The organism is Maricaulis sp. ABE4_448 (assembly GCF_056160825.1).
Genome location: NZ_JBSWXX010000007.1, coordinates 1 through 25,257 on the forward strand (window position 1 = coordinate 1; position 25,257 = coordinate 25,257).

18 protein-coding genes and 1 tRNA gene are annotated in these 25,257 nt (G+C 62.3%); all 19 read left to right on the top strand.

The annotated features are described in order from the left end of the window. Positions 1-111 (top strand): EF-Tu C-terminal domain-related protein (locus ACXAJV_RS15235; RefSeq protein ID WP_475086215.1); only part of this gene is annotated, 111 nt, incomplete at its 5' end. A gap of 180 nt (positions 112-291) precedes the next feature. Next, positions 292-1,059 (top strand): 2OG-Fe(II) oxygenase, encoded by a 768-nt coding sequence (locus tag ACXAJV_RS15240; RefSeq protein WP_475086274.1) that lies wholly within the window; start codon positions 292-294, stop codon positions 1,057-1,059. Further along, a complete protein-coding gene (locus ACXAJV_RS15245) occupies positions 1,056-3,176 on the top strand; it encodes a tetratricopeptide repeat-containing sulfotransferase family protein (RefSeq protein WP_475086275.1) in 2,121 nt (706 codons plus the stop codon). The genes ACXAJV_RS15240 and ACXAJV_RS15245 overlap by 4 nt, the downstream gene beginning before the upstream one ends. After that, complete coding sequence (locus ACXAJV_RS15250; RefSeq protein ID WP_475086276.1) at positions 3,173-4,963, top strand: tetratricopeptide repeat protein; 1,791 nt, start codon at positions 3,173-3,175, stop codon at positions 4,961-4,963. The genes ACXAJV_RS15245 and ACXAJV_RS15250 overlap by 4 nt, the downstream gene beginning before the upstream one ends. A 305-nt stretch (positions 4,964-5,268) precedes the next feature. Further along, the gene (locus ACXAJV_RS15255; protein ID WP_475086277.1) at positions 5,269-8,043 is read left to right on the top strand and encodes a TonB-dependent receptor plug domain-containing protein; all 2,775 of its coding nucleotides are present in this window, start codon (positions 5,269-5,271) and stop codon (positions 8,041-8,043) included. A gap of 133 nt (positions 8,044-8,176) precedes the next feature. Continuing rightward, entirely contained in the window at positions 8,177-9,160 is a 984-nt protein-coding gene (locus tag ACXAJV_RS15260) for a methyltransferase domain-containing protein (protein WP_475086278.1), read from the top strand. Between the two features lie 127 nt (positions 9,161-9,287). Continuing rightward, positions 9,288-9,363, top strand: a tRNA-Trp gene (locus tag ACXAJV_RS15265). A 78-nt stretch (positions 9,364-9,441) separates the two neighbouring features. Continuing rightward, positions 9,442-9,702: a preprotein translocase subunit SecE gene (gene secE, locus ACXAJV_RS15270; RefSeq protein WP_475086279.1), complete on the top strand. Its 261-nt coding sequence runs from the start codon at positions 9,442-9,444 to the stop codon at positions 9,700-9,702. A 12-nt stretch (positions 9,703-9,714) separates the two neighbouring features. After that, positions 9,715-10,248 (top strand): transcription termination/antitermination protein NusG, encoded by a 534-nt coding sequence (nusG, locus tag ACXAJV_RS15275; protein ID WP_475086280.1) that lies wholly within the window; start codon positions 9,715-9,717, stop codon positions 10,246-10,248. A gap of 100 nt (positions 10,249-10,348) precedes the next feature. Beyond that, positions 10,349-10,777: a 50S ribosomal protein L11 gene (rplK, locus tag ACXAJV_RS15280; RefSeq protein WP_271185299.1), complete on the top strand. Its 429-nt coding sequence runs from the start codon at positions 10,349-10,351 to the stop codon at positions 10,775-10,777. A 5-nt stretch (positions 10,778-10,782) separates the two neighbouring features. Further along, on the top strand, positions 10,783-11,481 hold the full coding sequence (rplA, locus tag ACXAJV_RS15285) for a 50S ribosomal protein L1 (protein ID WP_348509249.1): 699 nt from the start codon (positions 10,783-10,785) through the stop codon (positions 11,479-11,481). A gap of 323 nt (positions 11,482-11,804) precedes the next feature. After that, positions 11,805-12,320 (top strand): 50S ribosomal protein L10, encoded by a 516-nt coding sequence (rplJ, locus tag ACXAJV_RS15290; RefSeq protein ID WP_475086281.1) that lies wholly within the window; start codon positions 11,805-11,807, stop codon positions 12,318-12,320. Between the two features lie 53 nt (positions 12,321-12,373). Then, on the top strand, positions 12,374-12,748 hold the full coding sequence (gene rplL, locus ACXAJV_RS15295) for a 50S ribosomal protein L7/L12 (RefSeq protein WP_475086282.1): 375 nt from the start codon (positions 12,374-12,376) through the stop codon (positions 12,746-12,748). A gap of 226 nt (positions 12,749-12,974) precedes the next feature. After that, positions 12,975-17,048, top strand: coding sequence for a DNA-directed RNA polymerase subunit beta (gene rpoB / locus ACXAJV_RS15300; protein WP_475086283.1), 4,074 nt, complete (start codon positions 12,975-12,977; stop codon positions 17,046-17,048). Between the two features lie 66 nt (positions 17,049-17,114). Beyond that, positions 17,115-21,329, top strand: coding sequence for a DNA-directed RNA polymerase subunit beta' (gene rpoC / locus ACXAJV_RS15305; RefSeq protein WP_475086284.1), 4,215 nt, complete (start codon positions 17,115-17,117; stop codon positions 21,327-21,329). Between the two features lie 328 nt (positions 21,330-21,657). Then, the gene (gene rpsL / locus ACXAJV_RS15310) at positions 21,658-22,029 is read left to right on the top strand and encodes a 30S ribosomal protein S12 (RefSeq protein ID WP_011643738.1); all 372 of its coding nucleotides are present in this window, start codon (positions 21,658-21,660) and stop codon (positions 22,027-22,029) included. A gap of 11 nt (positions 22,030-22,040) precedes the next feature. After that, a complete protein-coding gene (gene rpsG, locus ACXAJV_RS15315) occupies positions 22,041-22,511 on the top strand; it encodes a 30S ribosomal protein S7 (protein ID WP_271185305.1) in 471 nt (156 codons plus the stop codon). A 39-nt stretch (positions 22,512-22,550) separates the two neighbouring features. After that, the gene (gene fusA / locus ACXAJV_RS15320) at positions 22,551-24,626 is read left to right on the top strand and encodes an elongation factor G (protein WP_475086285.1); all 2,076 of its coding nucleotides are present in this window, start codon (positions 22,551-22,553) and stop codon (positions 24,624-24,626) included. A 52-nt stretch (positions 24,627-24,678) separates the two neighbouring features. Next, positions 24,679-25,257, top strand: a 579-nt coding sequence (locus ACXAJV_RS15325) for a GTP-binding protein (RefSeq protein ID WP_475086286.1), incomplete at its 3' end; no start/stop codon positions are given.

Consider the following 25,257-nt stretch of genomic DNA (forward strand, 5'->3'; position numbering starts at 1 on the left):
ATGAATGTCGAGCTGATCACGCCGATCGCCATGGAAGAGAAGCTGCGCTTCGCTATCCGTGAAGGCGGCCGTACCGTCGGCGCCGGCGTCGTCTCCAAGATCGTCGAGTAATCGTTCGATCCATACCGATGCTGAAACGGCGGGCCTTCGGGTCCGCCGTTTTCATTTGTGCCTGTATTGCTGCAGGCTGATGTGCCGGACTGCGGTGCGCTGTCGCATGACAGGCCATCGTATGGACACGCCCGGAGGCCGCCGGTACCACTTTCGCCCTGGGCTGAAGAAGTATCCGTGATGATGGCCGAAACGCTGGAACTGAGACTGAACCCGGCGCTCGATGCGCAGAAATGGGCAGAGATCTATGCGCGCGACCGGCTCGTCCGGATCCCCGACGTGTTCGAACCGGCGCTTGCCGAGCATATTGAAAACCTTCTGGCGCGTACGCTGAACTGGCGCCTGGTCTTCGCCGAGGCCGATCCGTCTGCGCCGGGCGGGGAACGGGTATCCAAGCTGACCCAGCAGGAAATTGCCGCGATGGGGCGGCAGGCCATCGGTGCCAAGATCGGCCATGTCATGGAGCGGGCCCGCGACAATTACGGCTATCTCTATGACAGCTATCCGATGATCGAGGCCTACACATCGGGCTGGGATGCCGGGCATCCGGTTCATCAGCTGACCGAGTTCATCAATTCGCCGGAATTTCTTGAACTGGGCAGGGCCGTGACTGGTGCGCCGCTGGTGACCAAGGCTGATGCCCAGGCGACCCGCTATGCGCGGGGGCATTTCCTCACGCGGCATATCGATGAGGGGCACGACAAGGAGCGCGTTGCCGCCTACACGCTGGGTTTCACGCGCAACTGGCAGCCCGACTGGGGCGGCCTTCTGATGCTGCTCGACGACAATCTGGACATCAGCCGGGCCTTCCTGCCGCGCTTCAATGTGCTGTCTATCTTTGACGGCCGGCGCATCCATTCGGTCAGCGCCGTATCGCCGTTCGCCGACGGCGCGCGGCACCAGATTACCGGCTGGTTCCGAAACGATCCGCCTTACCGGGCAACATGATGCAGGACACGCGGCTGGCTCAAGCCGGGCAATTGCGCCTGGCCAATGATTTCGCCGGGGCCCGCGCCCTGTGCGAGGCCGTGCTCGCCGACCGGCCCGGCGATGCCGGAGCCCTGGCTCTGCTGGGGGTCTGCGCTGTCGAGACGGGTGATCTTGCCAGCGGCCGCGACTGGCTGGACCAGGCTGAAGCGTCCGACCCGGCGCTTGGTCTGGTGCCGCTCTACCGCTCCATTCTCCACGAGGCAGACGGGGACCTTCCCGCAGCCCTGGCTGCGGCGAAGCGGGCGAGCGAGTTGTCGCCGGACCGGTTCGATGTCTGGGGGCGTTATGGCGATCTGGCCGGACGGGCCGGGGATTTCGACTCAGCCGCACGCGCGCTCGACAAGGCGCTGGCAACCGCCGATGCCGGGCATCCGGCCCGCCCGCATGTCGCGTTGCGCCTGGCCGGCGCGGCACTGGAGTGCAAGCGGCTCGATGCGGCGGCGGCGGCGCTCGATACCGCCGAGGCCGAAGGGCTCGCCGGTTCTCTGGACGTGCTGCGCCTGCGCTCGGATCTCGCCCGGTTTGCCGGCGATTTCACCGCGCTGACCGCCGCTGCCGAAGCCTGGCATGCGCTGGACCCGCAGGACATGGAGGCTCGCGGCGCGCTGGCCATGGGCCTGGGGCAGCAGGGCTATTATCGCAAGGCGATCCGGATCTACCGCCCGGTCGTCGATGCCGAGCCGGACAAGGCTGACAACTGGGCGGCGCTCGGCCGGCTGATTCTCGGCGCGCGGGATATCGAGGGAGCGCGCGCCGCCTTCGACAAGGCGTTGTCGCTCGATCCCGGTTGTGCCGACGCCTGTTTCGGGCTCGCTCGCATCCACACTTTCCGCGGCGAGCAGGACAGGGCGATCGAGATGTGCCGGCGCACGCTGGCGATCGATCCGGGCAATTTCGAAGCCTATGGCCAGCTCTCCGAAGTATCCGGCGGGCGCTTGACCGATGACGAGGTCGAGCGTCTGGAGGCCGAAACCGTCAAGCCCGGCATGCCGGCCGACCGGTTGTCGATCGGCCTGTTTGCGCTGGGCGATGCCCGGCACCGGCGCGCTCAGCGCGAGGCCGCGTTTGCGGCCTGGTCGCGGGCCAATGACACCAAGAAACTCCAACACAACGGCGCCGTCGTGTCGGCCTATGACCGCCCCGAGCAGGAGCGGCGCACCGAGTGGCTGACACAGGTATTCGCAGAGCCGGTGGTGCGGTCGTCTCCGGCGCTCGAGCAGGCGCCGATCTTCATCGTCGGCATGCCGCGCTCCGGCACAACGCTCATCGAAGCTGCCATTTCAGCCCATGACGACGTCCAGGCCGGCGGCGAGCTCAGCATGATGCCGGTCCTGTTCGAGGCCTTCATCCGCTGGGCGCGGGAGACCGGCTGGTCCGGCGGCGAGATTCCCGAGGACGTGCTGGCGCCCTGGCGTGAACGCTACCTGTCGCAGTATCGCGAATACGGTCTCACGGGCACGCCTTTCGTGACCGACAAACAGCCGGCGAACTTCCTGGCTGTCGGACTGATCCGCCAGATGTTCCCCAAGGCGCCGGTCATCCATATCCGCCGCAAGCCGGTGGAAGTGGCCTTCTCGATCTACCGGCGCAATTTCTCGCGCATGTGGCCCTTCGCGCACGATCTCGACGATATCGCGCACTACTACGCGCTTCAGGCGCGGCTGGGTAAGCACTGGGCCGAGACCTATCGCGATCATGTCACGCCCCTGCAATACGAGGAACTGGTCGGTGACTTCGAGGCGCGGCTGCGCTTCGTGCTCGCGCGGTGCGGCTTGAGCTGGAGTCGGAAATGTCTCGAATATTACGATGTCGAGCGCACGGTGATGACGTTCAGCGCGACCCAGGTCCGGCGTCCGCCGTCAAAGGAGCATCTCGACTCGACCTCGCCCTACGCGACATTCCTGAGCCCGTTTGATGACGCTTTGTCGCGCTTATGTGTCGACAATGAAACCGGTTTGTGGGTGGAGCACGACGGCAATGCAGACCCCGATCCGGACCGGCCGGCCCCGAAGCCGGGGCTCGGCGGAATGATGCGGCGGGTCCTGTCAGGCGGCCGCTCGCGGACCCGGTCATGAGTGCCGATCTCCAGCGCGCGATGCAGTTGCTGCAAAGCGGCCGGGCCGGGGAGGCCGAGGCCCGGCTGGACGCCGTGATCAGCACGCGGCCGGATGATGTCGAGGCGCTGCATCTGCGTGGTGTGGTCCGCGGCCGGTTGGGCCGGTTTGCCGCCGGCATCGCCGATCTGGAGGCGGCAGCAGGGCGGCACCCGCAACCGTTTGCCGTCCTCAGCAATCTGGGAAATCTCAAGCGCAGGGCCGGAGACCTCGCCGGGGCAGTCGAGGCCTATCGTGCGGCCCTGGCGCGCAAGCCCGATTTTGTGGACGCGATGACCAACCTGGCCATCACACTGTCCGATCTGGGCCGCAGCGAAGAGGCGGAAGCGGCTTTCCGCGATGTTCTCAAGAGCGTGCCCGACAGCACGGCGGCGCTCAACGGGCTGGGCAATCTGCGATCACGGGCCGGCGACGAGGCGGGGGCGCTGGACTTCTATTCCCGCGCCATTGATGCAAACCCCGGGGCGCCCATGCCACGCATCAACCGCGGCAGCGTGCTGCGGTCCGTCAATCGGCTCGCGGATTCCCTGCAGGATCTCGACGCGGCCTGCAGGCTGGCACCGGCGCAGGCGGAGGCTCATTTCCAGCGTGGTCATACGCTGCGCACGCTCGGACGTGCTGCCGAGGCGCGGGAAGCCTACTGGCAGGCGTCGCGGTGTGCGCCCCTGCGGGCGGATATCCACAGGGATCTGGCGAGCCTGCTCTGGGAGCTGGGAGAGGGGCGAGGGGCCACCGCTGCCCTCGACGTCGTTCTGGCAAGCCAGACGGATCCTGAACTGGCCTATACCAAAGCCCGTGTCCTGCTGCGCACAGGTTATCCGGCCGATGCGCTGGAAGCACTTGAAGTTGCACTGGAAACGGCGCCGGCGCATGCGCGGGCCCTGGCTCTGCGCGGGGAGATCCGGAGCAAGCAGGGTGACGGGGAGGCGGGGCTTGCGGACCTGCGCGCCGCCCTTGCAGCGAGCGGTGGTGAGGATTTCGAGATCCGCCACCAGCTTGTCGAGGCGTGTCTGATGCACGGGCGGACCGAAGACGCGGTCGATGCGCTTCGCGCCGACCCGCCCGCGGAGCATCTGCAAAAGCATGTCGCCCTGCAGGCAACCGCCTGGCGCTGTGCCGGCGATGATCGCTACAGGCGGCTTTACGATTACGACCGCCTGACGGCGAAGCGGTTCATCGACACGCCCGCGGGCTATGCGTCGCTGGACGCGTTCAATGAGGCTCTGGCCGAGCGTATTGCTGCGCTTCATGCCACGCAGGCCCAGCCGATCGAGCAGACCCTGTTCGGCGGCACCCAGTCACCGGGACGTCTGTGGGATAATGATGACCCGGTCATTCAGGCGCTTGCCCAGGCGCTGCAGGCGGCCGCGCAGCGTTTTGTCGCGGATTTGCCGGATGATCCCGGGCATCCTTTCCTCGCCCGCAAGTCCGACCGGCTGAGACTCACGGGTGCCTGGTCTGTGAGGCTGCGCTCGGGCGGCGGCCATGTCGACCATATCCATCCGGCCGGCTGGATCAGCGCCAGCTATTATGTCCATGTTCCGGAGACGGTGCTGCGCGGTGAACGCGCCGGATGGCTGCGCTTGGGGGCTCCGGGCTTGCCCGGCCTCGACCTTCCGGCCGAACGCTATATCTGTCCCGAAGCCGGCGCGGCGATCTTCTTCCCCTCCTACATGTGGCACGGCGTCGAGCCGTTCGAGAGCGAGGATGTGCGCGTGACGGCGCCCTTCGACCTGCTGCCGGACTAGCTAATTGTACGGTGTATTGTGACGCCCGGTTCTCGCGAAAAGGCTTGGTAAAATCAGGTCTTGTCGAAAGGTCTGCGGCATATGCGCAACAGTGCAGCGTGAATGACGCTTGGCATAGGGATGTGACGGTCGTGTGTCATTGACCCTTCGTAATATGCATGGGTACCTTGCAGATAAGGCGGGGAATCGTGAGCTCCGCCGAGCCGGGGGGATGCTGCCTGAAAAATCAAATGCGGGCGGGTTTCCCATTACAACCTTACTCGGAGGGATTAAGAGTGAGACCGACTTCCTTGAAGGCTTGCCTCATGGCGAGCACGCTTATCGGTGGCCTGGCTGTAGCCGCGCCTGCGATGGCACAAGAAGGCGCCGCTGAAGACGACGTGGTCGTCATCACCGGTTCGCGCATTCAACGCACCGACACGGTGGCCCCGAGCCCGATCACTTCGGTTAACGAAGAGCTGTTCGAGCTGAACAACGTGGTCAACACCGAAGACCTGCTGAACACCCTGCCGCAGCTCATCCCGGCTTTCGACGCCACGTCGAACAACCCGGGTAATGGTACGGCGACGGTGTCGCTTCGCGGTCTCGGCACGACCCGGACCCTGGTCCTGGTTGACGGTCAGCGCTTCGTCGGCTCCGGCGCCGCTCAGGTCGTCGACCTGAACAACATCCCGGCCGCCATGGTCGAGCGTGTTGACGTCGTGACCGGTGGTGCTTCGGCCGTTTACGGTTCGGACGCTGTTGCCGGTGTTGTGAACTTCATCCTGCGCGACGACTTCGAGGGTGTGGAAGTTTCCACCTCGCACGAATTCTCCCTGGAAGAAGGCGACGCGGCGATTACTGACGTCTCCGTCACCATGGGTGGTAACTTCGACAATGGTCGCGGTAACGCCGTGCTGTCCTTCGGCTACACCAATCGTGAAGCTGTCTTCCAAGGCTCCCGAGAGTTTTCCGAAGTCGCTTACTGGTCGCCGGGCCCGGGTACCGACCCGTACATCCCGGGCGGTTCCTCGAGCATCCCGCAGACCCGGATCCGTCCGGCTGCCGGCACCGGCTTCGACGTGATGACCGACCCCAACGGCAATCCGGTTGCTTGGACGCCGTACAACTACGCGCCGACCAACTATCTGCAGCTGCCGCAAGAGCGTCACATGATCTCGGGTTTCGCTACCTATGAGATCAATGACAACATTGAAGCGTATGCTCGCGGTATCTACTCGAACAACGTGGTCGACAGCCAGCTGGCGCCGACTCCGACGGGTACGCTGGGTATCACGATCAACCTCGACAACCCGCTTCTGTCGACGGCTCTGCGCGATCTGATCGCGGGTGATGCCACCTCCAACAACGGCGATGGCACCGCGGATATCCGCATCAGCCGCCGTATGCAGGAGATCTCGACGCGGAACAGCCTGCGGGACACGAATACGTTCCAAGGTGTGTTCGGTGTGCGTGGCGACATCAACGACAACTGGTCGTATGATGTGTTCTACAACTATTCGCGCTCGTCCGTGTCTCAGATCCTGTCTGGCAACATTTCCGTGTCGGCCTTCCAGGAAGCTGTGCTTTGTGACGGTGGTCCGACGGCTATTGCCAGCGGTTGTTCGGCTCCGACCCTCGACATCTTCAACGGTGAGAACTCCGTGTCCGCCGAGGCGGCCAGCTATATCGCTCGCACCGGTGCCCAGATCGACGTGATCGAAGCAACACAGGCCGTTGCTGCCGTCTCCGGTGAGCTGGAAAACATGGCGTCGCCGATGGCGAACATTGCTCCGGCAATCGTGCTCGGTGTCGAGTATCGTGAGAACTCCGCGTCGATCCGCCCTGACTCCGTGCTGGGTCCGGATGTCCGCGGCTTCAACCAGTCGCTGGCCATCGAAGGTTCGTTCGACGTCTACGAATTCTTCACGGAAGTCGACATTCCGCTCATCACCGACCGTCCGGGCATCCAGAGCCTGAACTTCACGGGCGCCTTCCGTATGTCGGACTACTCGACCATCGGCAGCGCTCAGACATATGCTGCTGGCCTGGGTTGGGAACCGGTTGATGGCCTCCGTTTCCGTACCCAGTACAACCGTGCTGTCCGTGCGCCGAACGTGAGCGACCTGTTCTCGCCGGCGACCAATGGCTTCCCGGGTGCAACCGACCCGTGCTCCGGCGGTCTGGGTTCCTATGACAGCAGCGTGATCGAAGCCAACTGTATCGCTACCGGCGTCCCGGCGGCGGCTGTTGGCACGGCGTTCCAGTCGAACGCTCAGATCGAAGCTCTGTTCGGCGGCAATTCCACCGTTGAAGAAGAAATTGCCGACACCTTCACCATTGGTGCGGTGTGGCAGCCGAACTTCATCAACGGCTTCACGCTGCAGGTCGATTACTACAAGATCGAAATCGAAGACGCGATCGCGACTCCGTCCCTGCAGAACCTGCTGGACGAGTGCTACCGTCAGGACATCCAGTCGGCTTGTAACTTCTTCCAGGGCGCTCGTGACCCGTCCACGGGTGAGATGGCCAACCCGTTCATGCCGGAGCTGTTCTCTTCGAACCTCGCCGTGTTTGAAGCGGAAGGTGTCGACGTTCGTGCCGACTACATGTGGGACGCCGAACAGATGGGCCTGTCGCCCGACCTCGGTTCCTTCAGCGTGAACTACTACTCGACGTTCACGATGGGCAATGGCTACCAGACTTCGGAAGTCGCGGGCTTCGTGGCTTGTGAAGGTCTGTTCTCCGGCCAGTGCGGCGAGCCGACCCCGGAATACAAGCACGTCACCCAGGCGAGCTGGTATTGGGGCGCGCTGACGACCAGCCTTCGCTGGCGTCACATCAGCGGTGTTGACATCGAACCGTCCTATGCCGGTTTCGTGTCCGACCGCGAGCTGTCGATCGACGCTTACAACTACTTCGACGTGACCTTCGGTTACGATGTTTCGGAAACCGTGCGCGTGAGCCTCGGCCTCCAGAACATCACGGACGAAGAGCCGCCGACCCTGACCTCGACGTCGTCGGAGCAGGCCAACACCTGGCCGTCCACCTACGACCCGTTCGGTCGTCGTCTGTTCCTGGGCGCCAACCTGCGCTTCTAGTCGACAGACTTGATACACTTCGGGAAGGGCGGGTCTTTGGACCCGCCCTTTTCATATGGGCTGCAATCGGTCAGCCGCAGGCGTTGAGTTCGCGCGCCGCTTCTCTAACATGTTTGTAATGTTTGAGGCGGGGATGATGGGCGAAACGGCAGCGTGGTCACAATTCTGGCAGGGGCGGGCCAAGGGCAGCGAACACCGCTACCGGGACCCGGAGCTGGCGGCGGTTATCGCTTCGCACTGGCACTCCTATTTTGCAGATCGCTTTGACACACACGGTCCACTCGATCTGATCGATCTGGCGTGCGGCGAAGGAGAGGTGCTGCGTTTTGCTGCGCGGGAGGCAGCGTCCGGCGGGGATGTCAGGCTTTCCGCTTTCTGTGCGGACATTGCTCCCGGAGCGGTCGCGCTGGCCGCAGAGGTCACCGGTGAGACGGTCGCCCTGCCGACCGTTTCCGACAGCGCTCAATTGCCTTTTGCCGATGCGGTATTCGACTGCGCGGTGAGCCAGTATGGCCTGGAATATGCCGGGCCGGACGCATTTACCGAGGCCGGACGTGTCGTCAGAAAGGCGGGGAGTTTCCACGCCCTGGTCCATTGCGAAGGCGGCATTGTCGAGCAGTCGTGCAAGGCGGTTGCAGGCTTGCTTGTTGCGGTTCGAAACAGCGGGATTTTCGATGCGTTGTCGCGCTATGCGACCGTCATTCCCAAAGCGGTGCGGGGCGAAGCCGAAGATGCCGAGGCGCAGGCTTGCGTGGTCGCATTGCGTGGCGCGCTGGAGCAGGTCGAAGCCGCAATCGCTGCAGCGGCGCCGGGCCCGGCACGGCATCACGTAGGACGCTTGGTGGCCGATTGCCGGACATTGGCCGGACGTTTGGGGGCCTATGCGGCGGCGGATGTGGACGCATGGATTGCGGGGCAGCGCTCGGATATCGAAGCGTTTCATCACCGCATGACGTCTATGGTGCGGGTTGCGCAATCGGAGGATCAGATGCGGGACATCCGTGATCGTCTGGCCGCCGAGGGGCTGGCGTCAATCGAGATCGACATGCTCGCCGCGCCGGCCGGCGACAAGCCGCTGGCATGGATCGTCGATGCCCGGGGTCAATCGCGCGTCTGAGGCCGGCGAGGCGGGAACCGCAGAAATCTGCGTTTTTGCTGTTTTCTTATGGCGCGCCGCATTGTAGACAGCTGCGCTTCGGATGTGACGGTGGTGTTGCCATCGTGCTATTCCGCGCGCGTGGTACAGGGGTGTAGCTCAGTTGGTAGAGCATCGGTCTCCAAAACCGAGGGTCGGGGGTTCGAGTCCCTCCGCCCCTGCCATGTCGCTTTGAACAAATTTGGCACCGCCCCGGCGGCGCCCGATTGCAAAAAGGGCCTTCAGGGGCCAGATGGAATTGAATGACGCGGAACGCGAATAACAAGACGCCGGCGCAGGCCAAGGCGGACACGGCGGCGCCGAAAAAGCGCCGGGCCGGCCCGTTCCAGTATCTGGGGCAGGTGCGTCAGGAGGCCCGCAAGGTAACCTGGACCGGGCGGCAGGAGTTGATCGTCTCGACGATCCTCGTGCTGATCCTTTCGGCCATTGCCATGCTGTTCTTCTGGGGTGTGGACTTCGCGATCCGCGAAACCGTCCAGTTCCTGCTGTCGCTCGGTTCGTAGGAGGAGGCTTGTATGTCTGCCAAGTGGTATATCGTGCACGCCTATTCGAACTTCGAGAAGAAGGTCGCCGAGGCGATCCGGACCGAGGCATCGATCCAGGGGCTTGAAGACAAGTTCGAAGAGATTCTCGTGCCGACCGAGGACGTCGTCGAGGTCCGCAAGGGCCGCAAGGTGAATGCCGAACGCAAGTATTTCCCGGGCTATGTCCTGGTGAAAATGGACATGACGGATCAGGCTTATCACCTGGTCACGTCGACGCCGAAGGTCACCGGCTTCCTCGGGTCCGGCAAGAAGCCGATTCCGGTGTCCGAGAACGAGGTGAAGCGGATCCTTGGCCAGATGGAAGAGGATGCCGAGCGTCCGCGTCCGACGGTCAATTACGAGATCGGCGAGACGGTGAATGTCATCGACGGTCACTTCGCCAGCTTCAACGGCGTTGTGGAGGAGGTCGACGACGAGAATGGCCGCCTCAAGGTGGCAATCAATATTTTTGGCCGGGCAACCCCGGTCGAACTGGAATACGCGCAGGTCGAAAAGACCCAGTAGCGCGTGTGATGTGCGGGAGGTGCCGGCGCCAAGTCCATGCCGGGCCGTACCGCAAACCCCCAAGGATGCGATGGTCGCGTCCTGTTGATGGAGTGGAGACATGGCCAAGAAGATTGACGGCTATATCAAGCTGCAAGTGCCTGCCGGCGCTGCGAACCCGTCCCCGCCGATCGGCCCGGCACTGGGTCAGCGCGGTGTGAACATCATGGAATTCTGTAAGGCCTTCAACGCGAAGACCCAGGAGATGGAAAAAGGGATGCCGATCCCGACGACCATCACCGTCTTTTCGGACAAGTCCTTTACCTTCGAGATCGCAACGCCGCCGGCGAGCTTCTATCTGAAGAAGGCCGCGAAGATCCAGAAGGGCAGCCAGGCCCCGGGCCAGACTTCGGCCGGTTCCGTCTCGATGGCGCAGTGCCGCGAGATCGCGGAAGCCAAGTTCAAGGACCTCAATGCGAACGACCTCGACCAGGCGACGAAGATCATCGCCGGCTCGGCCCGTTCCATGGGTCTGGAAGTGACGGAGTAGGGATCATGGCGACTATCGGAAAACGTCTCGCGTCTGCGCGTGAAACCATTGATCGCGATCACCTCTACACGGTCGACGAAGCGGTCAAGCACGTAAAGGCCAATGCCAAGGCCAAGTTTGATGAAACCATCGAGCTGGCTGTAAATCTGGGTGTCGACCCGCGCCACGCCGACCAGATGGTCCGCGGCGTCTGCGAACTGCCGAACGGTACGGGCCGTACGGTCCGCGTCGCGGTGTTTGCCAAGGGGCCGAAGGCTGAAGAAGCCAAGAAGGCCGGTGCCGACGTTGTGGGCGCTGAGGACCTGATGGAACAGGTCCAGGGCGGCAACATCAATTTCGACAAGGTCATCGCGACCCCGGACATGATGCCGCTGGTCGGCCGTCTGGGTAAGGTGCTTGGCCCGCGAGGCATGATGCCGAACCCGAAGGTCGGCACGGTCACCATGGATGTGACGAAAGCCGTCGCGGCGTCCAAGGGCGGTGCTGTGGAGTTCCGTGTCGAGAAGGCGGGCATCGTGCACGCCGGCGTCGGCAAGGCGAGCTTCACCGAAGCGCAACTGGTCGAGAATGTTCGCGCCCTGATCGGCGCTATCGTCAAGTCGAAGCCGTCGGGCGCCAAAGGCACCTATGTCCGCCGGATCGCGCTGTCCTCGACCATGGGGCCGGGCGTTAAAATCGACACGTCGGAAGCCTCCGCGGCTTAATTCGACGTAAAAGACACTTGAGTTTCAGCCCGGCAGGCTTTATCCGGCCGGGCTGATCCGGTTCTTCATCACGCGTTGTGGGTGAAGACCGGACCTGTCCGAGATCGCAGGGGGCGGGGCCTTTCGAGGTTCTGCCTTAATCCAATTTGGGCCCTGTGTGAGACAGAGCATGAACAATATGGCCTTGTTCGTAAGGTCTGTTGGTTCAAGCCCTGGGACAGGACGCGCCGTGGGCGCGCCCGAACCCTTGAAACGGGGAAGGCGCTCGGCGGCGTTTTCACCGGACCGTCCGTGGTGGACGGTTCAAACAGGGAGTCCGCAAAATGGATCGCAATCAAAAAGAAGCGTCCGTTGAAGAGCTGGAAGGCATCTTCTCGAACGCTGGATCCGTGGTGATGGCCCACTATACGGGCATGACCGTTGCGGAAATGACGAATCTGCGTGCCAAGCTCCGTGAGCTCGGCGGCACATTCAAGGTGGTTCGCAACCGCCTCGCCAAGATCGCTCTGCAAGGCAAGCCGGGTGAAGGCGCCTCCGACCTGTTCGCGGGTCCGGTCGCCATCGCGTACTCGGAAGACTTTGTTGCTGCGCCGAAGGTGCTGGTGGACTACGCGAAGTCCAACGACAAGCTCGTCATTCTCGGTGGCTTCATGGAAGAGGAAGTGTTCGACGCCAATGGCATCGACGCCCTGTCCAAGATGCCGTCCCGCGAAGAGCTTATCGCCACCATCGCGGCCCGTCTCACGGGTCAGGCTTCGCAGGTTGCTCAGCGTATCATGGCCCCGGGCCAAGGTCTGGCTGGCGCCATCGAGGTCATCCGCGAAAAAGCCGAAGCGTAACGTCATTCTCCGCTAACGAACTGACACACTGAACACGACAAGGAATTGAACAAATGGCTGATGTAGCTAAACTCTGCGAAGAACTTCTCTCGCTCACCATCCTTGAAGCCAAGGAACTGAACGATCTCCTCGAAGAAAAGGGCATCAAGGCTGCGGCGGCTGTCGCGGTTGCCGGCCCGGCTGGCGGCGACGCCGGTGGCGCGGCTGTCGAAGAGAAGGACGAATTTGACGTGATCCTGGCTTCGGCTGGCGACAAGAAGATCAACGTCATCAAGGAAGTCCGTGCCATCACCGGCCTGGGTCTGAAGGAAGCCAAGGACCTGGTCGAAGGCGCTCCGAAGGCGGTCAAGGAAGGTGCTCCGAAGGCCGAAGCTGAAGAGCTGAAGAAGAAGCTCGAAGAAGCCGGCGCTACGGTCGAGCTGAAATAGTCACGCTCCGGCGTGATCTGAACGGTGCGGCGGGCGCGCGGGGTATCCTGCGCGTCCGCTAGCCCGTCTTTGCGTTTCGCGGCCCTTCCGCTGCCGTTCCAGGCGGGGCCGCATAATCCGGACCGGGCCGCTGCGTCTTTGACGCGCAGGGCCGGGCCACTCGGAACGGCGGGGCGGGGACGAACCCCGCATCTATGGCGCAGTGCTGTCTGCGAAGGGAGCCGACATGGGTCTGTCGTTCACCGGCAAGAAGCGGATTCGCAAGACGTTCGGTCGCATTCCGGAAACGGTCGCGATGCCGAACCTCATTGAAGTTCAGAAAAGCTCCTATGAGCACTTCCTGATGAAGGAAGTCCCGTCAAGCGAGCGGGGCGATACGGGCATGCAGGCCGTCTTCAAGTCGGTCTTCCCCGTCAAGGATTTCGCTGAACGTGCAGTGTTGGACTTTGTGTCCTACGAATTCGAAGCGCCGAAGTTCGACGTCGAGGAATGCCAGCAGCGTGACATGACCTTCGCGGCACCGCTGAAGGTCAAGATGCGTCTGATCGTGTTTGATGTCGACGAGGAAACCGGCGCGCGTTCGGTCAAGGACATCAAGGAGCAGGACGTCTATATGGGCGACATCCCGCTCATGACGGACAAGGGTACCTTCGTCGTCAATGGCACCGAGCGGGTCATCGTTTCCCAGATGCACCGCTCGCCGGGGGTCTTCTTCGATCACGACCGCGGCAAGACCCATGCCTCGGGCAAATACCTGTTCGCCGCGCGGATCATTCCTTATCGCGGTTCCTGGCTCGACTTCGAATTCGATGCCAAGGACGTGGTCCACATGCGTCTCGATCGCCGCCGCAAGCTGCCGGCGACGACGCTGCTCTATGCGCTGGGCCTGGACAAGGAAGAGATTCTTTCGACCTTCTACAACACGGTCGAATACAAGTTCGCCAAGAAGGGCTGGACCGTTCCCTATGTTAAGGAACGCTGGCGCGGTGCCAAGCCGGTGCGCGACCTGGTCGACGCCAAGACGGGCGACATCGTCGCTCCGGCCGGCAAGAAGATTTCCGCGCGCGCGGCCAACAAGCTGGCCGAGGACGGTCTGGAAGCCCTGCTGGTTTCCGACGAATTCCTGCTGTCCGGCTATCTGGCCGAGGACATGGTCAATCTGGAAACCGGTGAAATCTTCGCGGAAGCCGGCGACGAGCTGACCCAGGAAATCCTCGACACGCTGAAGGAAACAGGCGTCAAGGTTCTCAACCTGCTCGACATCGACCCGGCGACGGGTATCGGTCCCTACATCCGCACCACGCTGGCGGTCGACAAGAATGAAAGCCGTGAACAGGCTCTGGTCGATATCTACCGCGTCATGCGCCCGGGTGAGCCGCCGACGCCGGAAACGGCCGAAGCCATGTTCCAGGGGTTGTTCTTCGATCCGGAGCGCTACGACCTGTCGGCCGTGGGCCGCGTGAAGATGAACATGCGCCTGGATCTGGATGCGCCGGATGACATGCGTACCCTGCGCAAGGAAGACATCCTGGCGGTCCTCAAGACCCTGGTCGACCTGCGCGATGGCCGCGGCGAGATCGACGACATCGACAATCTCGGCAACCGCCGGGTGCGTTCGGTCGGCGAGCTGATGGAAAACCAGTACCGCATCGGCCTGCTGCGCATGGAGCGCGCGATCAAGGAGCGTATGTCCTCCGTCGATATCGAGACGGTCATGCCGCACGACCTGGTCAACGCCAAGCCGGCGGCTGCCGCCGTGCGTGAATTCTTCGGCTCCTCGCAGTTGTCGCAATTCATGGACCAGACCAACCCGCTGTCCGAAGTGACGCACAAGCGCCGTCTCTCGGCGCTTGGCCCGGGTGGTCTGACCCGCGAACGTGCCGGCTTCGAAGTGCGTGACGTGCACCCGACCCACTATGGCCGGATCTGCCCGATTGAAACGCCGGAAGGTCCGAACATCGGCCTGATCAACTCGTTGTCGACCTATGCCCGCGTCAACAAGTACGGCTTCATCGAAAGTCCGTACCGCCGGGTCGAGAACGGCAAGCTGACCGAGACGGTCGACTACCTCTCCGCTATGCAGGAGTCGCGCTATGCGATCGCCCAGGCGAACGCGCACGTGAACGAGAATGGCGAGCTGGACAACGAGTTCGTGAACTGCCGTATCGGCGGTGAAGTGACGCTCGTTCCTCGTGAGGACGTGGAATACATCGACGTGTCACCGAAGCAGGTGGTTTCGGTTGCCGCTGCGCTCATTCCCTTCCTGGAAAACGATGACGCCAACCGCGCCCTGATGGGGTCGAACATGCAGCGTCAGGCCGTGCCGCTCGTGAAGGCGGAAGCCCCGCTGGTCGGGACCGGTATGGAAGGCGTTGTGGCCCGTGACTCCGGTGCGGCGATCACGGCGCGCCGGGCCGGTGTGATCGAGCAGGTCGATGCGACCCGTATCGTCATCCGGGCGACGGAAGATCTCGATGCCGCAAAGTCGGGCGTCGACATCTACCGCCTGTCGAAGTTCCAGCGGTCCAACCAGTCCACCTGCATCAACCAGCGTCCGATCGTGCGTGTGGGTGATGAGGTGAAAGGCGGGGACATCATCGCTGACGGTCCTTCGACCGATCTGGGTGAGCTCGCGCTCGGCCGGAACGTGGTCGTCGCCTTCATGCCTTGGAACGGCTACAACTTCGAGGACTCGATCCTGATCTCCGAGCGCATTGTGCGCGACGACGTCTTCACCTCGATCCACCTCGAAGAGTTCGAGATCGCGGCCCGCGATACCAAGCTGGGGCCGGAGGAAATCACGCGCGACATCCCGAATGTCGGCGAGGAAGCCCTGCGCAATCTCGACGAAGCTGGCATCGTGGCTGTGGGCGCCGAAGTCGGCCCGGGTGATATCCTGGTCGGCAAGGTGACACCGAAGGGTGAGAGCCCGATGACGCCGGAAGAAAAGCTTCTGCGCGCCATCTTCGGCGAAAAGGCCTCCGACGTTCGCGATACCTCGCTGCGCATGCCGTCCGGTGCCACCGGTACGGTCGTGGAAGTTCGTGTCTTCAACCGTCACGGTGTGGACAAGGACGAGCGGGCGATTTCCATCGAGCGTGAGGAAATCGAACGTCTCGGCAAGGACCGCGACGACGAGCTGCACATTCTCGAGCGCAACATCTATCAGCGTCTGGGCGATCTCCTGCTCGGCAAGACGGCGGTCTCCGGTCCGCGCGGCTTTGCCAAGGGCAAGGTGACCCAGGAAGCGCTCGACGAGACACCGCGTTCGCAGTGGTGGCGCATCGGTCTCGACGACGAGAAGGCGATGGGCGAAGTCGAAGCGCTGCAAAAGCAGTACGACGATAGCAAGGCCCGTCTGGACCGCCGGTTCGAGGACAAGGTCGACAAGCTGCAGCGTGGCGACGAAATGCCGCCGGGCGTGATGAAGATGGTCAAGGTGTTCGTTGCGGTGAAGCGCAAGCTTCAGCCGGGCGACAAGATGGCCGGCCGTCACGGCAACAAGGGGGTTATCTCCAAGATCAATCCGATCGAGGACATGCCCTTCCTGGAAAACGGTGAAGCCGTCGATATCGTGCTGAACCCGCTCGGCGTGCCGTCGCGGATGAATGTCGGTCAGATCCTGGAAACGCACCTGGGCTGGGCATGCCGCGGTCTGGGTAAGCAGATCGGCGAAGCTTACGAGGCCTATCAGCGTGACGGTTCCGTCAAGGTGCTGAAGGACGAGCTGGTGCGTGTCTATGGCGAGGACGATCTGCCGGAAACGGATGCCGACATCGCCGAGCTGGGCCGCAACCTGGCCAATGGCGTGCCGATCGCGACCCCGGTCTTCGACGGTGCCCGCGAGCCGGACGTGTCCGCCATGCTGGAAAAGGCCGGTTTCGATCCGTCGGGCCAGGTCACCCTGTATGACGGCCAGACCGGTGAACCCTTCCGCCGCAAGGTTACGGTGGGTGTGAAGCACCTGCTGAAACTGCACCACCTGGTGGATGACAAGATCCACGCCCGCTCGATCGGCCCGTACTCGCTCGTGACCCAGCAGCCGCTGGGCGGCAAGGCGCAGTTCGGCGGTCAGCGCTTCGGCGAGATGGAAGTGTGGGCCCTGGAAGCCTATGGTGCGGCGTACACGCTGCAGGAAATGCTGACGGTGAAGTCGGATGACGTGGCCGGCCGGACGAAGGTCTATGAGGCCATCGTGCGCGGCGACGACACCTTCGAAGCCGGCGTTCCGGAGAGCTTCAACGTGCTCGTGAAGGAAATGCGTTCCCTCGGCCTCAATGTCGAACTGAAAAACGGCTAAGGCAGAACCTTATATCGCGGGACAGGCCTGGTCCTGTCCCGCTTGCCCCTTTTGGGAGACGGCGACATGAATCACGACGTCATGAACATCTTCAATCCGGCTGCCGAAGGCCCGTCCTTCGACCGGATCCGGATTGCCCTCGCGAGCCCGGAAAAGATCCTTTCCTGGTCTTTCGGCGAGGTCAAAAAGCCCGAAACCATCAACTACCGGACCTTCAAGCCGGAGCGCGACGGCCTGTTCTGCGCCCGCATCTTCGGCCCGGTGAAGGACTATGAGTGCCTGTGCGGCAAGTACAAGCGCATCAAGTACAAGGGCATCGTCTGCGAGAAGTGCGGCGTTGAAGTGACCCTGGCCCGCGTCCGCCGCGAGCGCATGGGCCACATTGAGCTCGCTGCGCCGGTCGCCCACATCTGGTTCCTGAAGTCGCTGCCGTCGCGGATCGCAATGATCCTCGACATGGCGTTGAAGGATGTGGAGCGTGTGCTCTACTTCGAAAACTACGTGGTTATCGAGCCGGGCCTGACTCCGCTGCAGCCGTTCCAGCTTCTCTCCGAAGAGGAGTATATGGACGCGCAGGACGAGTACGGCGAAGACGCCTTCACCGCCGGTATCGGCGCTGAAGCCGTCCGCGAAATCCTGATTGCCATGGACCTCGAGGCGGAAGCCGAGAAGGTCCGTGAGGACATGAAGGAGACCGGCTCGGAGCTGAAGCTCAAGAAGTATGCCAAGCGTCTCAAGTTGCTTGAAAATTTCATCACGTCCGGCAACCGCCCGGAGTGGATGATCATGACGGTTATTCCGGTGATCCCGCCGGAACTGCGTCCGCTCGTGCCGCTGGATGGTGGCCGTTTCGCGACGTCGGATCTGAACGATCTCTACCGCCGCGTCATCAACCGGAACAACCGCCTGAAGCGACTGATCGAGCTGCGCGCGCCGGACATCATCATCCGCAACGAGAAGCGGATGCTGCAAGAATCCGTCGACGCCCTGTTCGACAATGGCCGTCGTGGCCGCGTCATCACCGGCGCCAACAAGCGTCCGCTGAAGTCGCTGTCCGACATGCTGAAGGGCAAGCAGGGCCGTTTCCGCCAAAACCTGCTCGGCAAGCGCGTCGACTATTCCGGCCGTTCGGTCATCGTGGTCGGCCCGGACCTCAAGCTGCACGAGTGCGGCCTGCCCAAGAAGATGGCGCTCGAACTGTTCAAGCCCTTCATCTATGCGCGTCTCGACGCCAAGGGGCTTTCCGGTACGGTCAAGCAGTCCAAGAAACTGGTCGAAAAAGAGCGGCCGGAAGTCTGGGACGTGCTCGACGAGGTAATCCGTGAGCACCCGGTCATGCTGAACCGGGCGCCGACGCTTCACCGTCTCGGCATCCAGGCCTTCGAACCCAAACTGATCGAGGGCAAGGCCATCCAGCTGCACCCGCTGGTCTGTGCGGCTTTCAACGCCGACTTCGACGGTGACCAGATGGCTGTTCATGTGCCGCTCTCGCTGGAAGCCCAGCTGGAAGCGCGCACGCTGATGATGTCGACCAACAACATCCTCTCGCCTGCCAACGGCAAGCCGATCATCGTGCCGTCCCAGGATATCGTTCTGGGCCTGTACTATCTGTCGGTGATTAACGAGAACGAGCCGGGCGAGGGCATGGCCTTCGGTTCCCGTGCGGAAATGGAAGCCGCACTGGAAGGCGGCGTCGTCTCGCTCCACGCCAAGATCAAGGCGCGCTGGGAAGGTATCGACGAGAATGGTGAGCCGATCACGAAGGTGATCGAATGCACGCCGGGCCGGAAGATGATCATCGACCTCCTGCCCAAGCACGCCAAGATGCAGCCGGAAATCGTTGGCGAACTGCTGACGAAGAAGGCGATCGGCAGCCTGATCGATCACGTCTATCGCCACTGCGGCCAGAAGGCGACGGTGATCTTCTGTGACCAGATCATGGGTCTGGGCTTCAAGGAAGCGGCGAAGGCGGGCATCTCGTTCGGCAAGGACGACATGCTGATCCCGGATGCCAAGGCGGATCTGGTGGGTGCTACCCGCGCGCTCGTTGCCGATTATGAGCAGCAATATGTCGACGGCTTGATCACCAAGGGTGAGAAGTACAACAAGGTCGTCGATGCCTGGGCGAAGTGTACGGACAACGTCGCCGACGCCATGATGGACGAGATCTCCAAAACCACGATCGGCGAAGACGGCCGTGTCTCCGAGGTCAACTCGGTCTACATGATGGCCCACTCCGGCGCCCGGGGGTCCAAGAACCAGATGAAGCAGCTGGCCGGTATGCGCGGCCTGATGGCCAAGCCGTCCGGCGAGATCATCGAAACGCCGATCATCTCGAACTTCAAGGAAGGCCTGACCGTTCTCGAGTACTTCAACTCGACGCACGGCGCCCGTAAGGGGCTGGCCGACACCGCGCTGAAGACGGCGAACTCGGGTTACCTGACCCGCCGTCTCGTCGACGTCGCCCAGGACTGCATTATCACCGAAGAAGACTGCGGCACGTCCGAAGGCTTCGAGATCGGCGCCGTTGTCGATGGCGGTGATGTGGTTGTCTCCCTGGAGCAGCGCATCCTGGGCCGCACGACGGCAGCCGAGGTGAAGAATGGCGAGGGCGAAGTGATCTGCCCGGCCGACACCTATATTGACGAGGATCTCGCTGCCGCGATCGAGGCCGCCGGCGTCCAGAGCGTGTTCGCACGCTCGCCGCTGACCTGCGAAACCCGTGTCGGCGTTTGCGCCACCTGCTATGGCCGGGATCTGGCGCGCGGCACGCGCGTCAATATCGGCGAAGCGGTCGGCGTTATCGCGGCCCAGTCGATCGGTGAGCCGGGGACCCAGCTGACGATGCGGACCTTCCACATCGGCGGTACGGCTCAGGTGTCCGAGCAGTCCTTCATCGAAGCTGCACACGAAGGCAAGATCACCTTCAAAAATACGTCGACGGTGACCAATGCCGAAGGCGACCTGATCGTGATGAGCCGGAACATGCAGGTCGCGATTGTCGACAAGGAAGGCAAGGAACGCGAAAGCTACAAGCTGGGTTACGGTACCAAGCTGAAGGTCAAGGAAGGCGACAAGTCCGAACGCGGCATGCGCCTGGCCGAATGGGACCCGTACACGGCTCCGATCGTGTCGGAAGTTGGCGGTACGGTGAAGTTCGTCGATATCATCGACGGCGTGTCCGTGAAGGAAGAGACCGACGAAGCGACCGGTATCGCGTCCAAGGTGGTGATCGACTGGCGTGGCGGGGCCAAGGCTTCGGCGATCCAGCCGACCATCGTCATCCAGGACGAGAATGGCGATCCCATCAAGCTCGCTTCCGGTTCCACCGCCAGCTATATGCTCGCCGTGGGCGCCATTCTCTCGGTCAGCTCCGGTGACACGGTGCGTCCGGGTGATATCGTTGCGCGTATCCCGACCGAAGGCGCCAAGACCCGGGACATCACCGGTGGTCTGCCGCGCGTTGCGGAATTGTTTGAAGCCCGTCGTCCGAAGGACCACGCCGTGATCGCCGAGATCACCGGCAAGGTCGAGTTCGGCCGCGACTACAAGAACAAGCGCCGCATCGCCATCGTGCCGGATGACGAGAATATGGAGAAGGTCGAGTACCTGGTGCCCAAGGGCAAGCACCTGACGGTCCAGGAAGGCGACTATATCCAGAAGGGCGAATACCTGCTCGATGGTCACCCGGCGCCGCACGACATCCTGTCGATCCTGGGCGTCCCGTCGCTGGCCAACTACCTGATCAACGAGATCCAGGAGGTCTATCGACTGCAGGGCGTGCCGATCAACGACAAGCACATCGAGGTGATCGTTCGCCAGATGCTGCAGAAGATCGAGGTCAAGGATCCGGGCGAGAGCACCTTCCTGGCGGCCGAACAGGTCGACAAGATCGAGTTCCTGGAGACCAATGAGAAGCTCGAGGCCGAGGGCAAGCGTCCGGCAACCGGTGATCCGGTCCTGCTGGGCATCACCAAGGCTTCGTTGCAGACACGTTCCTTCATCTCCGCGGCCTCCTTCCAGGAGACCACACGCGTCCTCACCGAGGCCGCCGTGCAGGGCAAGGAAGACATGCTCGAGGGTCTCAAGGAGAACGTCATCGTGGGCCGACTCATCCCGGCTGGTACGGGCGCGATGATGCGTCAGTACCAGGCGCTGGCTGACGATCTCGATGCCGAGATGCTCGCGGAACGCGCGACGGCCGTGGAAGCGGAAGGTCTGCCGGCGGAAATCGCCGAGGCAGCTGCCGAAGAAATGGCGTCCGAAGGCAAGGCCGACTAGGCTTTTGGGGCCGGAAAGCCCAATCTAAACAGGCAAAAGGCCGCCGGGTGACCGGCGGCCTTTTTCATGACTGCAGCGTTTACCATGCAAGCCTCTGAAAATGTCTGAACAAGCGCTTGACGGAACCGAGTCGCATGCGTAGTTTCCGCGCTCGTTTTGAGGATGAGCCGTAACCCAAGCGGTTAGACGTCATCCACGGTAACGGAAAAACCCCAGATGCCGCCGTGCGGGCCTCGCGCTCGAACGTCGGTGTCGTCATTTGCGTCCATCAGTCCCATTCCGGTGCTGAGGGGCGTGGTCTTTGAGATTAGGAACGGATTAGAGCGGGATGCCCACAATCAACCAGCTCATTCGCAAGCCGCGGAAAGACAAGCCGAAGCGCAACAAGGTGCCGGCCCTTCAGGCTTGCCCGCAGCGCCGTGGCGTCTGCACGCGTGTCTACACCACGACCCCGAAGAAGCCGAACTCGGCCCTGCGTAAAGTCGCCAAAGTGCGTCTGACGAACGGGCATGAAGTTGTGAGCTACATCCCGGGCGAGGGGCACAATCTTCAGGAACACTCCGTCGTTCTTATCCGCGGTGGCCGCGTGAAGGACCTTCCGGGTGTCCGCTATCACATTCTTCGCGGCGTTCTGGATACCCAGGGCGTCAAGGACCGCAAGCAACGCCGTTCCAAGTACGGCGCCAAGCGTCCTAAGTAAGGGAGACGTCCATGTCGCGTCGTCACCGCGCAGAGAAACGCGAAATCCATCCGGACCCGAAGTTCGGGGATCGCGATCTCACGAAGTTCATGAATTACATCATGCTCGACGGCAAGAAGTCGGTCGCCGAGCGTATCGTCTATGGTGCCCTCGACATCGTCGAGGACAAGCTGAAGCGCGAGCCGATCCGCGTTTTCCACGACGCCATGGACAATGTGGCCCCGGAAGTCGAGGTTCGTTCCCGCCGCGTCGGTGGTGCGACCTACCAGGTTCCGGTCGAGGTCCGCGCTGACCGCAAGAAGGCTCTTGCGATCCGCTGGCTGACCGGCGCTGCGCGCGGCCGCAACGAGAACACCATGCGCGAACGTCTCGCTGCCGAGCTGATGGATGCTGCTGCCAATCGCGGTACCGCCGTCAAGAAGCGCGAAGACACGCACCGGATGGCGGAAGCCAACCGTGCCTTCTCGCACTACCGCTGGTAACGATCCACAGGCACTGACCCGTATCAAGGACCCTTAGAAATGGCCCGCGACTACAAAATCGAGGACTACCGCAACTTCGGCATCATGGCGCACATTGATGCCGGCAAGACGACGACGACCGAGCGGATCCTCTATTACACCGGCAAGTCCCACAAGATTGGTGAAGTGCACGATGGTGCCGCCACCATGGACTGGATGGAGCAGGAGCAGGAGCGTGGCATCACGATCACCTCTGCTGCGACCACCTGTTTCTGGAATGACAAGCGCCTGAACATCATCGACACGCCCGGACACGTGGACTTCACGATTGAAGTTGAGCGTTCGTTGCGTGTGCTCGACGGTGCCGTGTGCTGTCTGGATGCCAATGCCGGTGTCGAGCCGCAGACCGAAACGGTCTGGCGTCAGGCCGACAAGTATGAAGTGCCGCGCATGGTGTTCATCAACAAGATGGACAAGCTGGGCGCTGACTTCTACCGCTGTGTCGAGATGATCGAGGAGCGTCTGGGGTCCACGCCGCTGTGCACACAGCTGCCGATCGGTTCGGAAAGCGACTTCGAGGGCGTTGTCGACCTGATCAGAATGAAGGAACTGGTGTGGCTCGGTGAGAACCTGGGTGCTACCTGGGAAGAGCGCGAAATCCGTGCCGAGCTTGCCGACAAGGCTGCCGAGTACCGCGAGAAGCTGGTCGAGGCGGCTGTCGAGCAGGACGAAGCCGCGATGGAAGCCTATCTGGAAGGCGAAGAGCCGACCAACGAGAAGCTCAAGGCGCTGATCCGCAAGGGCTGTATCGCACTGGCTTTCAATCCGGTTCTGTGTGGCACGGCCTTCAAGAACAAGGGTGTCCAGCCGCTGCTCGACGCCGTTGTCGATTATCTGCCGAGCCCGGTCGAGATCGCAGCCATCAAGGGTATCGACGTCAAGTCGGGCGAGGCCACCAAGCGCAAGGCTTCGGACTCCGAGCCGGTGTCGCTGCTGGCCTTCAAGATCATGAACGACCCGTTCGTCGGTTCGCTGACCTTCGCGCGTATCTATTCCGGTCACCTTGAGACGGGCGTGTCCCTGCTCAACACGGTGAAGGAAAAGAAAGAGCGTATCGGCCGTATGCTGCTGATGCACTCGAATTCGCGCGAAGACATCAAGGAAGCTTTCGCTGGCGACATCGTCGCCATTGCGGGCCTCAAGGACACCACGACGGGCGACACGCTCTGCGATCCGGCAAGCCCGGTCATCCTGGAGCGTATGGAATTCCCGGATCCGGTGATCGAGCTTGCGATCGAGCCGAAGTCGAAGGGTGACCAGGAAAAGCTCGGCATCGCGCTGCAGCGTCTGGCCGCCGAAGACCCGTCCTTCCGCATGAAGACCGACGAAGAGTCCGGTCAGACCATCATTGCGGGCATGGGCGAGCTTCACCTCGACATCCTGGTCGATCGCATGAAGCGTGAATTCAAGGTCGAAGCGAACATCGGTGCGCCGCAGGTGGCTTACCGTGAATCGCTCGGTCAGGCGGGTCTGGTCGATTACACGCACAAGAAGCAGTCCGGTGGTTCCGGTCAGTTTGCGCGCGTGAAGATCGAATTCGAGCCGGGCGAGCCGGGTTCGGGCTTTGTCTTCGAATCCAAAATCGTTGGTGGTTCGGTGCCGAAGGAGTACATTCCGGGTGTCGAAAAGGGCCTGAACTCGGTGATGGAAAACGGTCTGCTGGCCGGCTTCCCGGTCATCGACGTCAAGGCGACCCTGATCGACGGTGCCTATCACGACGTGGACTCCAGCGTCCTGGCCTTCGAAATCGCCGGCCGTGCGGCCTTCCGCGAAGCGAAGAACCATTGTGCGCCGAAGCTGCTCGAGCCGATCATGAAGGTCGAGGTCGTGACGCCGGACGAGTATACCGGTTCTGTGATCGGTGACCTGAACTCCCGCCGTGGCCAGATTGCCGGGCAGGAAATGCGCGGCAACGCCACCGTCGTGAACGCGATGGTGCCGCTGGCGAACATGTTCGGTTACGTCAACAACCTGCGTTCGGCCACTCAGGGCCGCGCCCAGTTCACCATGCAATTCGACCACTACGAGCCTGTGCCGAAGGCGGTCGAACAAGAAGTCATTGCCAAGTCCGCCTAAGGCGTACCTCTGGTCACTGTAGAAACGAATACGAGATTTCGGAGCGAGATCGATGGCGAAGGAAAAGTTTGAGCGCACAAAGCCGCACGCGAACATTGGCACGATTGGTCACGTTGACCACGGCAAGACGACGCTGACGGCAGCGATCACGATGGTTCTGGCCGAGGCCGGTGGCGGCACGGCGAAGGGCTATGACGAGATTGACAGCGCGCCGGAAGAGAAGGCGCGCGGCATCACGATCTCGACGGCGCACGTTGAGTATGAGACGGCGAACCGTCACTACGCGCACGTGGATTGCCCGGGTCACGCGGACTATGTGAAGAACATGATCACGGGTGCAGCGCAGATGGACGGCGCGATCCTGGTTGTGAACGCGGCTGACGGCCCGATGCCGCAGACGCGTGAGCACATTCTTCTGGCCCGCCAGGTTGGCGTTCCGGCGCTGGTGGTGTTCCTGAACAAGGTTGACCAGGTTGACGACGAAGAGCTCCTGGAGCTGGTGGAGATGGAAGTTCGCGAGCTTCTGTCGTCCTACGACTTCCCGGGCGACGATATTCCGATCGTTGCGGGTTCGGCTCTGGCGGCTGTTGAAGGCCGTGACGAGAACATCGGCAAGGAGAAGATCCTTGAG